This is a genomic window from Streptomyces sp. SID9727 (assembly GCF_010550605.1).
In the GTDB taxonomy this organism is placed as follows: Bacteria; Actinomycetota; Actinomycetes; order Streptomycetales; family Streptomycetaceae; genus Streptomyces.
In genome coordinates, this window is the sequence record NZ_JAAGNI010000439.1 from 1 (window position 1) to 10,762 (window position 10,762).

Genomic DNA, 10,762 nt, shown 5'->3' on the forward strand with positions numbered 1-10,762 from the left:
TGCGATCAGGTCGCGCAACTCGTCGGGGACCCCGGTCAGTTCCGGGGCGGCCTGAGCGATGCGGTCGGCGGCCTCGGCCGGGGGGGCGGCGGCCAGCGGGGTCGTCCCGGTCGCCGCGTAGGCGAGCAGCAGGCCGAGCACGAAGAGGTCGGAGGCCGGGCCCGCCTCCTCGCCCGCGAGCTGCTCGGGGGTCAGATAGCCGAGCCGTACGGAGAGCCTGCCGCCCGGCCCCGCCGACGCCTCCGCCGCCGCGCCCAGCGGGCCGAAGGCGGTGAGCCGGGGGCCGTCCTCGGCGAGCAGCACGGTCCCGGGCGCGAGGCCGTGCAGCACGGCGCCGGTGGCGTGGACCCGGGACAGGGTCTCGGCGATGCCGGCGCCCAGTACCCGCACGGCATGCCCGGGGAGCGGTCCGACGGCCTCTATGGCCTCGGCCAGGGTCAGCGCGGGAACGTACGCCGCAGCGGTCCACGGCGCGTCGGACCCGTCCGTGCGGGTCTCCAGCGGCTCGTCGACCCAGCCTCCGGCGATCCGGCCCGCGAGGAGCGCCTCGGTGTCGAAGCGGTGGCGGAAGGCGGGCGAGGCGGCGAGCTCCGGCCGGGCGGCGGTGACCACGACGAGCCCGCCCGGGTCCGTACCGTGCGCGGGGCCGGGGTCCGTACGGTGCGCGAGGTACTGCACCGCGGCGGCCGTCTCGCGCAAGCGGGCCAGCACGGTGTACGGCCCGAAGCGGCGTGGCTCGTCCTGACGCGGCGCCTCCATGGCGCATCCCCCCTTGTTGCCGTCCCCGTGCCGTCCCCAGGGACCAGACGATCGATCTTAGGGCCTGCCGCCCGACCGCCGCCCGGCCGCCCTCCGGGCGACGACGGCAGTCGGGCGGCGGGCCCTACTGGGGCGGTTCCGGCCGCCCACCGCCCGGCTTCGACCAAGGCCACCGCGGCCGCTCGCGCCCCTCGGGGGCGTACGCGTAGATCCACCCCCGCTGGATGCCGAGCCGCTTCGTGTGACCGGCCGGGGTCCTGCGGTACGCGTACACCGTGGGCGGCCCGCCGGCCGCGTCCGGGACCGGGACCTCGTACCACTTGGGCGGATGGCCGGTCGCGCCGGTGAGGACGGGCAGGACCCGGCCGTCCAGCGGGCCGCCGACGAAGGCGGTGTTCTCGCTTCTCACCCGTCAAGTCTGACTGATCGGACCGGTCGGCAGCAGATGCGCGGCCACGCCGGTCAGCGGGGCCAGCCGGTCCACCAGCCGCCCGGCCGGGCCCTCCACGGTCTCCAGCGGGAGCAGCGCGGCCACGGCGGCCGCGGTCCGCGGGTCCGAGGACGAGGTGACGGCCAGCAGGCCGATGAACTGGTCGACCAGCCAGTCGCGCAGTTCGGCCGCGTCCGGCCGCTTGCCCTCGTCCAGCCAGATCAGCGAGGCCGCCTCGACCGCCGCGATCCAGGTGCGCACCATCATGCTCATCCGGGGCGCGGGCTCGCTGCGCTCGTCGTGGCCCAGGTGCAGCAGGATCTGCTCGGCCGCCGAGCGGCGCACCTCGTCCACGATGGTGGTCGTCCGCGAGGTCTCGGCGACGCTGCCGCCCCGGAGCAGGGCGCTGAAGCCGGCGTCGTGCTCGTCCACGAAGGCCAGGTAGCGGTCGAGGACGCGGGTGACCCGCTCGGTCGGCGGGCCCTCGGCGGGCTCGGCGAAGCACAGTTTCAGCTGCTCGGCGGCCGAGCGGAGCGCCGCCTCGTACAACTGCTGCCGCCCGCCCGGGAAGTAGCGGTACACCAGCGGCCGCGACACCCCGGCCACGGTCGCGACCTCGTCCAGCGAGACCTCGTCGGGGGACCGGTGCGCGAAGAGTGTGAGCGCCGCGCCGAGCAGCTGGGCGCGGCGCTCCTCGACGCTGAGTCTTCGGTACGCGCGGCCGGTCGGCGCGGCGGCAGCTGGGGTCATGACCCCCAGACTAAGCGCACCCGCCTTCACGCCAGCAGGCCCGAGCTCTTCCAGAGCCGGCGCCCCACCCCGTTCAGGACGCCGATGTCCTCGAAGAAGTCGGTCAGCCGCTTGGCTCCCGTCTGCATGACCTCGGTGCGGTGTCCGCTGGCCTTCACCTGGGCGACCGCCTCGTGGCGGTCCAGCCCGACGTTCTCGTACACCTGCGGGTTGATGAAGCAGACGGAGAACACGCGGGCCGCCTGTCCGCAGCTGACGCGGGCCAGTTCGCGTTCCCAGCGGGGCGCGGTCACCATCTGGCGGCGCAGCTCCTCACGGGCGTAGCGGACGTGCCGCGCCTCCTCGATGACGTGGATCCGGGTCACGCCGCGCACCAGGGGCTGGACGCGCTCGTCGGGGAAGGTCAGCCGCTGCATCCAGTCGAGGATCTCCTCGCCGAGGAGCGTCCCGGCGAACGAACCGGGGGTCGTGGAGACGCTCTTCAGGACGCGCGCCATGTTGTGGTAGCGGCGCGGCACGGTGTACGTGGGCCCGCCGCCCCAGGTGATCATGCGGCCGAACATCATCGAGTGCCGGCACTCGTCGGCGATCTCGGTGAGCGCGTAGCGGACGTGGTTGCTGGTCGGGGGCTTGTCGTAGACGTGCCGTACGAGCAGCTGCATGAGGATGATCTCGAACCAGATGCCGAGCGAGGCGAGCGAGGCGGCCTCGTGCCGGGCCAGTTCCTGCCGCTGGTCGTGCGACATGCGCTTCCACAGCGGGGTGTCGTAGAGCGAGACCAGCTCGGGCGGCCAGAACCACTTGCCGTCCTCCGGCAGCGAGTCCCAGTCGAGTTCCTTGTCCGGGTCGAAGGAGTGCTTGGCGGACGCCTCCAGGAGCCGCTCGGCGATCTGCTCGCGGCCGCGCAGCGGGCCGAGTGCGTCGCGGAGCGCCTGCAGGTCGCTTTCGGTCACGGTCGTCATCGCGGAGGCACCTCACCCATGGGTTACCGACGGTCACCCACTATGAGACTGCTTGTCAGCAAGCCCGTCAATCCCTTGTGCGCGACTTGTTGACCGCGCGTCTACCAACGTGTGAACCTGCCAACTGAGCGGGGAGCCCGCCGACTTCCCGGCATTCGCGAGGCGAAGGAGCCGTACGTGTCGACCCACGACCTCTACACCACCGCCCCCGACGAACCGCTGTGGACCGTGCCCGCCACCGGCGCCGCCCGCTTCAGCTGGGACTACGACGACGGCCGCGAGCGCCTTCTCGCCCTGTACCAGAAGGGCAAGGACAAGCAGTGGGACGGCAACAAGCGCATCGACTGGAGCCTGGAGGTCGACCCCGCCGACCCGCTCGGCACCCCCGACGAGGCCCTGACCCTGTACGGCACCCCGCACTGGGCGCGGATGACCGAGAAGGACCGGGGCGAGCTGCGCACGCACTACACCTCCTGGCAGTTCAGCCAGTTCCTGCACGGCGAGCAGGGCGCGATGATCTGCGCGGCCCGCATCGTGGAGGCCGTCCCCCACCTGGACGCCAAGTTCTACTCCGCGACCCAGGCCATGGACGAGGCCCGGCACGCGGAGATCTACGGCCGGTTCCTGCACGAGAAGATCGGGATGCTCTACCCGGTCAACCACAGCCTTCAGGGCCTGCTCGGCGACACCCTGCGCGACTCCCGCTGGGACATGCCCTACCTCGGCATGCAGGTCCTCATCGAGGGCCTGGCGCTGGCGGCGTTCGGCATGATCCGGGACACCACCACCAAGCCGCTGCCCAAGCAGATACTCGCCTACGTCATGCAGGACGAGGCCCGCCACGTCGCCTTCGGGCGGATGGCGCTGCGCGACTACTACAAGCAGCTCAGCGACGCGGAACGGCGCGAGCGCGAGGAGTTCGTCATCGAGGGCTGCTACCTGATGCGCGACCGGCTCAGCGGGGTCGAGGTCCTGGAGAACTTCGGCATCGGCCGGCAGGAGGCGAGGGAGCTCTCCGAACACTCCGAATTCCTCCAGCTCTTCCGGAAGCTCCTGTTCAGCCGCATCGTCCCGTGCGTCAAGGACATCGGCCTGTGGGGCGAGCGGCTCCAGAAGGCGTACGTCGACATGGGCGTCCTCGAACTCGGCGACTCCAGCCTGGACCTGCTCATGGCCCAGGACGAGGAGATCGCCGAACAGCTCGACAAGGACCGCTTCGAGGCGGAGGAGCGGGCGAGGGTGGCGGAAGTGGCCGAGGCGATAGCGCAGGGCGGGGCGGACGGGGCCGCGGGGCGGTGACCCTACGCGGGGCGCTCCATGCAGACCAGGTCCGCGCGGTCGTCCCACGACGGTACGGCGGTGAAGCCGAGGCGTTCGTAGAGTGCCACGGCCCCGGTGCGCCACTGCCAGACGGAGAGCCGCACGGTGCGGACGCCCGCGCGGCCGGTCCGCTCCAGCGCGGCGCCGAGCAACGCGGAGGCCACGCCCCGGCCGCGCGCGCCGGGGTCCGTCCAGAGCCGCTTGATCTCCGCCGTCCCGTCGGCCGGGTCCGTCACCACGACACAGCCCACCGCCGCACCGCCGTCCCGGGCGACGAGCACGGTGGCGTCCGCGAACGCGCGGTCCGGGGCCTCGGTCTCGCTCCGATAGCGGTCGGGCAGCCCGGACGCGTCGGCGACGGGCACGCCCTTCTCCGCCTCCGTGCTCAGGTGGTAGGCGGTGAGCAGCGCGGCCAGGCCGGGCACGGCGTGCAGCGAGCCGGGCGGCGGGCAGTCCACGGAAACGGGGCACCGGTCGTTCATGGCCCGAGGATCGCACGGGGGGAGCCCGCCCGGCCGGGCAGGCTCCGGAAGGCGGCGTCCGGGCATGCCGTAGCTTGGGCGGCATGAGCATGCCCCCGCCGCCGCAGGGTCCTTACGGTGCACCCCAGGGCCCCTACGGCCCGCCGCCGCCCCAGCCCAATCCGTACGCCCAGCAGCAGCCCTGGGGAGCCCCGCAGGGGTCCGCGCCCCAGCCGTGGGGGCCGCCGCCCGGCGGGCCCGGGTTCCCTCCGCCCCGGCGGGCCCGGCCCGGGGTGATCGCGGCGGTCGTCGTCGGGGCGCTCGTGGTGGCGGGCGGCATCGTCTTCGGCGTCGTGCAACTGGGGGACGCGGCCGACGACAAGCTGCCGGTCTCCTCGGGGTTCCCGGCGGCCGAGTACAAGCTGACCGTGCCGAAGACGCTCCTGGAGGGCGAGTACACCCTCCAGGAGGACACCTCGGACACGGACGGCAAGGACATCGAGGACACGTACGACCCGACCATCCGCGACCCCAAGGCGGTGATCGCCCAGTACGCGTCGAAGGACGGCGGGACGCTGATCGTCTCCGGGATGTGGGGGCGCATCAAGAAGCCCGAGTTCTCCCGCGGCACGATCCTCGACGGGGCCGCCGAGACCGAGGGGATGACCGTGGCGGTGCCCGCGCGGGAGTTCACGCCCGAGGGCTACGGGATCACCGTCGCCTGCGAGGTCGTCCGCTCCGAGGACGGGGGCATCACCAGCACCCTGCCCATGTGCGCGTGGGGCGACGAGAACACCGCGTCCTTCGTCGCCGTGGTCACCGCCGAGACCGCGCTCCAGGACCCCGACGAGGTCGACCTCGCCGAGGCGGCGCGCCAGGCGGCCCAGGTCCGCAAAGAGATGCGCGAGCCGATCAGCGCCGGGGCGGCCGGCTGACCGGCCGCCCGGCCGTTACTCCGAGACCTCGATGATCTTCCCGTCCTTGTCGAGGGTGTGCTCGTTCCAGTACGTCCACCACTGGTCGTCCACATGCTCCGGGACCTTGCCCTCGGGGTAGCGTGCGTACCCCTTGGGGGGCTCCTCGCCGTCCTTCACGCACGCGCTGCCCGTGCTGCCGACGTACAGCACCGGGTACTCGCCGTCGGAGCAGACCGCGTCCGCCGTCGAGCAGGCGGACGTGAGCAGCGCGAACACCGCGCCTCCGACGGCGAGGGCGGCGGTGGTCCGCAGAGGGCGGGGGCGGCTGGTCGTACGCATGGTGGCACTCCTTCAGGGGGTGGCTGTCGCAGTCCAGGCTGCCCCGCCGGGGGCCGGGCCGCCCTGAGTACCCGTACTCACCCGCGCGGTCCGCGTACGGGGGCGAACGGCTCACCCGGCCCCGACAGGGCGCGCTCCACCGCCCCGGCCGCGCCCAGCACTTCCGCGTCCCGCCCCCGGGCGGCCACCAGTTGGAGCCCCACCGGGCAGCCGTCACCGGTGAAGCCGGCCGGAACGCTCGCCGCCGGATGGCCGCTCAGGTTGAACGCCCAGGTCAGGGCCGTCGAGAAGGTGTCGCCCGGCCCCGCGTGGCCGTGCGGCCGGTTCGGCGTGACCGGGGTGAGCAGCAGCGGCGTCCGGGTGAAGAAGGCGTCCAGGCGGCGGTCGTTCTCCGCGCGCACCTCCGCCTCCGGCGGCCGTACGTCCCCGCCGCGCACCGCGGACCAGGCCGCCCCCGGGTCCAGCAGATCGCAGCCGCCGCCGGTGAGCCGCACGACCCCGGCCGCCTCCAGCCGCCGCACCGCACCCCGCACCGCCGCGGCCACCTCCGGCTCGGTCTCGGCGAAGCCCAGGTCCGGGCTGTAGGCAGCGGACAGCGGCAGCGCGGGCGGGGCCGGCGCGTAGTCGTCCAGCACGCACCGCAGATACGTCTCCGCCTCCGCCGCCGACGCCGCCAGCACCCCGGCCGAGGCGAGCCCCGACCGGTCCGGCGAGGGCAGCAGGCCGTTCGTCGTCTTCAGGCCGAACACCCCGCACCAGGCGGCCGGGACGCGCACCGACCCCGCCCCGTCGCTGCCCGTCGCCAGCGGCACCAGGCCCGCCGCGACCGCCACCGCCGAACCCGCCGACGAACCGCCCGGAGTCCGGTCCGGGCGCCAGGGGTTGACCGTACGGCCGTGCCGGCCGAGCCCCCACGTCTTCCAGTACGTCCCCGGACCCGGCACGGACGTCGAGCCGACCGCGACACCGCCCGCCGCGATCAGCCGGCGCGCCGCGTACGAGCGGAGGCCGGTGGGGCCCTTCACCGCGAAGGGGAGCCCGGCCAGCGGGAGCCGGGACGCGGCCGGGAGCCGGGCGGACGCGTCCTCGTGCCACACGTCGAGGAAGGCGCACAGCCCCGGGTCCTCGCGGTCGATCGCGGCCAGCACCTCGCGCAACTCCCCGGAATCCGTCACCCGTTCAGTGTTCCAGGGCCGCCTCCATCACAGCACGGGCGATCGGGGCCGCGCTGCCGCCGCCGCTGATGTCGGCGCGGTCGGCCTCGGCGTCCTCGACGACGACGGCGACCGCGACCGCCGGGCGGGCCGCGCCGTCCGCCTGCGCCCAGGAGATGAACCAGGCGTACGGCAGGTCGGAGTTGTCGACGCCGTGCTGGGCGGTGCCGGTCTTGCCGCCGACCGTCGCCCCGTCGATCGCCGCGTTCGCGCCCGTGCCGTCCTGGACGACGTCGACCATCATCTGCCGCAGCCGCGTCGCCGTCATCGGGTCCATCGCCCGGTGGTACGACTCCGCCCCCGTGGTGCGCACCGTGGCTCCGTCGTGCTTGGTCGTCCGCTCCACGAGGTGCGGGTACATCAGCTCCCCGCCGTTGGCGACGGCCGCCGCGACCATCGCCATCTGGAGCGGGGTCGCGGTGGTGTCGAACTGGCCGATCGCGGACTGCGCCAGCTGGTCGTCGCTCATCTCCGTGTCGAAGTTGCTCTTCGCCACCCCGGACGGGATCTTCAGGCCGGTGTCGTTGAAGCCGAACCGCTCGGCCGCCGCCACCATCCCGTCGAGCCCGACCTCCACCCCGAGGTGCGCCATGACGGTGTTGCAGGAGACCCGGATCGCGTCCGCGAGGGACGCCTTCTCGCAGCCGCGCGACTCGTTGGGCAGCACGGTCGACGTGCCGGGCAGCACGTACGGGGACGGGGTGTCGGTCTCCGCGTCCGGATCGGTGACGACCTCGGCGTCCAGCGCGGCCGCCGCCGTCACGATCTTGAACGTGGAGCCCGGCGGATAGGTCTGCCGGATCGCCCGGTTGAGCATGGGCCGGCTCTCCGCGTCGTTCAGCTCCCGCCAGGCACCGGTGACGGACGCGCCCGTGCCGGACAGCCGCTCGGGGTCGTACGACGGGGTCGAGACCAGCGCGAGGACGCGCCCCGTCGCCGGTTCGACGGCGGCGACCGCGCCCCGCCGGTTGCCGAGGCCCTCGTACGCGGCACGCTGCATCGCGTCCCGGACCGTGGTGACGACGTCCCCGCCCGGCTGCTGGGTCCGGGTGACCTCGCCCCACAGCGGGAGCGAGGCGAGGAGCGGGTCGGTGCCGGCGAGGATGCCGTCCTCGGCGTTCTCGATGAGGGTGGTGCCGTACGTCTGCGAGGCGTACCCGGTCACCGGCGCGTACAGCGGCCCGTAGCGGTAGGTCCGTTCGTACGCGAGCTGTTCGCCGGTGTCCGTCGAGCCGGTGACGGGCCGCCCGTCGACGAGGATGTTGCCGCGCGCCTGGCCGTAACGGGCGATGGTGCTGCGCCGGTTGGCCGGGTTGTCGTCCAGCGCGTCGGCCTCGAAGACCTGGACCCGGGCGGCGTTGGCCAGCAGCGCGACGAGCAGCAGCAGGCAGAACGCGGCGGCGTGCCGGATGTAGCGGATCACCGCTCGTCCTCCGCCCCGGGGAGCGGCGCGGGCACCGACGCCACGACGCCCGCCTTCGCCTCGTCCGGCGCCGGTCTGCGGGCGAGATCGCTGACCCGGATCAGCAGCGCCACGATGATCCAGTTGGTGACCACGGACGACCCGCCCTGCGCCAGGAACGGCATCGCCATCCCGGTCAGCGGGATCAGCCCCGTCACCCCGCCCGCGATCACGAAGACCTGGAGCGCCAGGATCGAGGCGAGGCCGATCGAGAGCAGCCGCCCGAACGCGTCGCGCAGCGAGAGCCCCGCCCGGAAGCCGCGCGCCACCAGCAGCGCGTACAGCAGGAAGAGCGCGGTCAGCCCGGCGTACCCCAGCTCCTCGCCCGCCGTCGCCAGGATGAAGTCGGACTTCGCGGCGAACCCGATGAGCACGGAGTGGCCGAGCCCCAGCCCCGTACCGAGCATCCCGCCGGCCGCGAAGGCGAACAGCGACTGGGCCAGCTGGCCGGGACCGCGTCCGGCGTCGATCGAGGCGAAGGGATCGAGCCAGTCCTGCACCCTGCTGTGCACGTGCGGTTCGAACGAGCCGACGACGAACGCGCCGACCGCCGCGAGCAGCAGCCCCACCGCGATCCAGCCCCGGCGCCCGGTCGCCACGTACAGCAGGATCACGAAGAGGCCGAAGAACAGCAGCGAGGTCCCCAGATCGCGTTCCAGGACCAGGACGCCGACGCTGAGCAGCCAGATCGCCACGATCGGGCCGAGCACCCGCCCGGTGGGGAGCTGGAACCTCCAGACCTTGCGGCCGGTGTACGCGAGCGCGTTGCTGTTCGCCGCGAGGTAGGCGGCGAAGAACACCGCGAGCAGGATCTTGGCGAACTCGCCGGGCTGGAAGGAGAAGCCGCCGACCCTGATCCAGATCTTCGCCCCGTTCACCGCCGGGAAGAAGATCGGCACGATCATGAGGACCAGCGCGGCGGCCACCGACACGTACGCGTAGCGCTGGAGGACGCGGTGGTCGCGCAGGAACGCCACGACCGCGATGAAGAACGCGACGCCGATCGTGGACCAGATCAGCTGGGTCGTGGCGGCCCGGTCGCCCGGGGTCTCCAGGTCCAGCCGGTAGATCAGCACCAGGCCGATCCCGTTGAGCAGGACGGCGATGGGCAGCAGCAGCGGGTCGGCGTACGGGGCGCGGAGCCGTACCGCGAGGTGCGCGAGCAGCGCGAGCAGGCCGAGCCCCCCGCCGTATCCCGCGACGTCGGGCGGGACGGCGTCGTCGTGCGCGAGGCCGACCGCCGCGTAGCCGTAGACGGAGATCAGGACGGCCCCGATGAGGAGCGAGAGTTCCACGCCGCGCCGCCGGGGCAGGCGCAGCTCGGGCGGGGGTGCGTCCGCCGTGGATGCGGTCATGCCCCGCAACGTAGCAAGACGCGGGTGTTATGTCGGTTATGTCGCGATGCGGAGGTGCCGTGGACCGGGGTTCACGGCACCTTCTCCGTGACGGTCAGCCCTGGTAGGGGTTCTGCCCCGGGCCCGAAGGCCCCGAGGCGCCCGGCGCGTAGCCCGGCTGCGGCGCCTGGCCGAACGGGTTCCCGCCCTGCGAGGCCATCTGCTGGGCCAGCAGCTGCTCGGCCTGCTCCTTGGGTATCCGCTGCTCGCCGCCGCAGAACGTGCACTGCGTGGCGTACGACGTCGAGATCGGGAACAGCGGCACGAAGAACAGCGTGAACTTCGTGACCCGCTTGCGCAGCGTGTGCGCCGCCGGGTTCCCGCACCAGCCGCAGACCAGCGTCAGGATGGCCAGCTGGTACAGATAGCCCCGCGTGCCGAAAATGATCATGTCGGTTCCTTCCCCGTGTTCCCCGGGAGCGCCCGGCGGCAGAGCGCCAGCAGCTTTTCGTCGGTGTACGTGTCGTGGCTGCCGCAGGCGCCTTCCGGCGCGTTGTGACGGCGTACGGAGGTGAGCTCGGCGAGCAGCACACGTGCCGCGTCCGACCCTGCCGCAGCGGGCCTCATCCGCGCCAGGCATTCCGCCACCCGGACCCGGGCCCGGTGGTTCTGCTCCCAGGCGGCCAGCAGCACCGGCAGGGACTCCTCGGCACGACCGGAAACCTCCCACAGAGCGATCCCCGCGTCCACCCGCACCCACAGGTTCCCGTCGCGCAGCAGTTCCCGCAGCCGGGGCGCGCCCGCCGCCGCCCGC

General features: G+C 73.4%; 11 protein-coding genes and 2 pseudogenes. 2 read left to right on the forward strand and 11 right to left on the reverse strand.

Features of this window, described 5'->3' with window-relative positions:
• From G3I41_RS30685 to G3I41_RS30700, 4 genes and pseudogenes are all read right to left on the reverse strand, one after another.
• Positions 1 to 759 (reverse strand): annotated as a pseudogene (locus G3I41_RS30685) (serine/threonine protein kinase); the annotation flags it as partial.
• Positions 760 to 883: 124 nt separating this feature from the next.
• Positions 884 to 1,168, reverse strand: coding sequence for a hypothetical protein (locus tag G3I41_RS30690; protein WP_164403807.1), 285 nt, complete (start codon positions 1,166 to 1,168; stop codon positions 884 to 886).
• 3 nt (positions 1,169 to 1,171) lie between these two features.
• On the reverse strand, positions 1,172 to 1,939 hold the full coding sequence (locus G3I41_RS30695) for a TetR/AcrR family transcriptional regulator (RefSeq protein ID WP_164403808.1): 768 nt from the start codon (positions 1,937 to 1,939) through the stop codon (positions 1,172 to 1,174).
• Between the two features lie 26 nt (positions 1,940 to 1,965).
• Entirely contained in the window at positions 1,966 to 2,901 is a 936-nt protein-coding gene (locus G3I41_RS30700) for a diiron oxygenase (protein WP_164403809.1), read from the reverse strand.
• Between the two features lie 177 nt (positions 2,902 to 3,078).
• On the opposite strand from G3I41_RS30700, the gene G3I41_RS30705 reads away from it, so the two are divergent.
• Entirely contained in the window at positions 3,079 to 4,200 is a 1,122-nt protein-coding gene (locus G3I41_RS30705) for a ferritin-like domain-containing protein (RefSeq protein WP_164403810.1), read from the forward strand.
• 2 nt (positions 4,201 to 4,202) lie between these two features.
• Here G3I41_RS30705 and G3I41_RS30710 read toward each other — a convergent pair whose 3' ends face one another.
• Positions 4,203 to 4,703, reverse strand: coding sequence for a GNAT family N-acetyltransferase (locus G3I41_RS30710; RefSeq protein WP_164403811.1), 501 nt, complete (start codon positions 4,701 to 4,703; stop codon positions 4,203 to 4,205).
• An 83-nt stretch (positions 4,704 to 4,786) separates the two neighbouring features.
• Here G3I41_RS30710 and G3I41_RS30715 point away from each other — a divergent pair, with 83 nt between their 5' ends.
• Positions 4,787 to 5,617 (forward strand): hypothetical protein, encoded by an 831-nt coding sequence (locus G3I41_RS30715; protein ID WP_203601887.1) that lies wholly within the window; start codon positions 4,787 to 4,789, stop codon positions 5,615 to 5,617.
• A gap of 15 nt (positions 5,618 to 5,632) precedes the next feature.
• On the opposite strand, the gene G3I41_RS30720 is transcribed toward G3I41_RS30715, so the two are convergent.
• From G3I41_RS30720 to G3I41_RS30745, 6 genes and pseudogenes are all read right to left on the reverse strand, one after another.
• Positions 5,633 to 5,938, reverse strand: coding sequence for a hypothetical protein (locus tag G3I41_RS30720; protein ID WP_164403812.1), 306 nt, complete (start codon positions 5,936 to 5,938; stop codon positions 5,633 to 5,635).
• Between the two features lie 77 nt (positions 5,939 to 6,015).
• Positions 6,016 to 7,113, reverse strand: a complete 1,098-nt coding sequence (locus G3I41_RS30725) for an amidase family protein (RefSeq protein WP_164403813.1) — start codon at positions 7,111 to 7,113, stop codon at positions 6,016 to 6,018.
• Positions 7,114 to 7,117: 4 nt separating this feature from the next.
• Positions 7,118 to 8,575: a penicillin-binding transpeptidase domain-containing protein gene (locus tag G3I41_RS30730; protein ID WP_164403814.1), complete on the reverse strand. Its 1,458-nt coding sequence runs from the start codon at positions 8,573 to 8,575 to the stop codon at positions 7,118 to 7,120.
• The gene (locus G3I41_RS30735) at positions 8,572 to 9,969 is read right to left on the reverse strand and encodes an FtsW/RodA/SpoVE family cell cycle protein (RefSeq protein WP_164403815.1); all 1,398 of its coding nucleotides are present in this window, start codon (positions 9,967 to 9,969) and stop codon (positions 8,572 to 8,574) included. The genes G3I41_RS30730 and G3I41_RS30735 overlap by 4 nt, the downstream gene beginning before the upstream one ends.
• 94 nt (positions 9,970 to 10,063) lie before the next feature.
• Positions 10,064 to 10,399, reverse strand: a complete 336-nt coding sequence (locus G3I41_RS30740; protein WP_164403816.1) for a zinc-ribbon domain-containing protein — start codon at positions 10,397 to 10,399, stop codon at positions 10,064 to 10,066.
• Positions 10,396 to 10,762: pseudogene (locus G3I41_RS30745) on the reverse strand (PBS lyase); the annotation flags it as partial. The pseudogene G3I41_RS30745 and the gene G3I41_RS30740, both read right to left, overlap by 4 nt.

Excerpts from the sequence above, each read along its gene's own strand:
- G3I41_RS30710 (WP_164403811.1), bottom strand. The coding sequence starts at position 4,703 with ATGAACGACCGGTGCCCCGTTTCCGTGGACTGCCCGCCGCCCGGCTCG.
- G3I41_RS30700 (WP_164403809.1), bottom strand. The coding sequence starts at position 2,901 with ATGACGACCGTGACCGAAAGCGACCTGCAGGCGCTCCGCGACGCACTC.
- G3I41_RS30695 (WP_164403808.1), bottom strand. The coding sequence starts at position 1,939 with ATGACCCCAGCTGCCGCCGCGCCGACCGGCCGCGCGTACCGAAGACTC.
- G3I41_RS30720 (WP_164403812.1), bottom strand. The coding sequence starts at position 5,938 with ATGCGTACGACCAGCCGCCCCCGCCCTCTGCGGACCACCGCCGCCCTC.
- G3I41_RS30735 (WP_164403815.1), bottom strand. The coding sequence starts at position 9,969 with ATGACCGCATCCACGGCGGACGCACCCCCGCCCGAGCTGCGCCTGCCC.
- G3I41_RS30715 (WP_203601887.1), top strand. The coding sequence starts at position 4,787 with ATGAGCATGCCCCCGCCGCCGCAGGGTCCTTACGGTGCACCCCAGGGC.
- G3I41_RS30740 (WP_164403816.1), bottom strand. The coding sequence starts at position 10,399 with ATGATCATTTTCGGCACGCGGGGCTATCTGTACCAGCTGGCCATCCTG.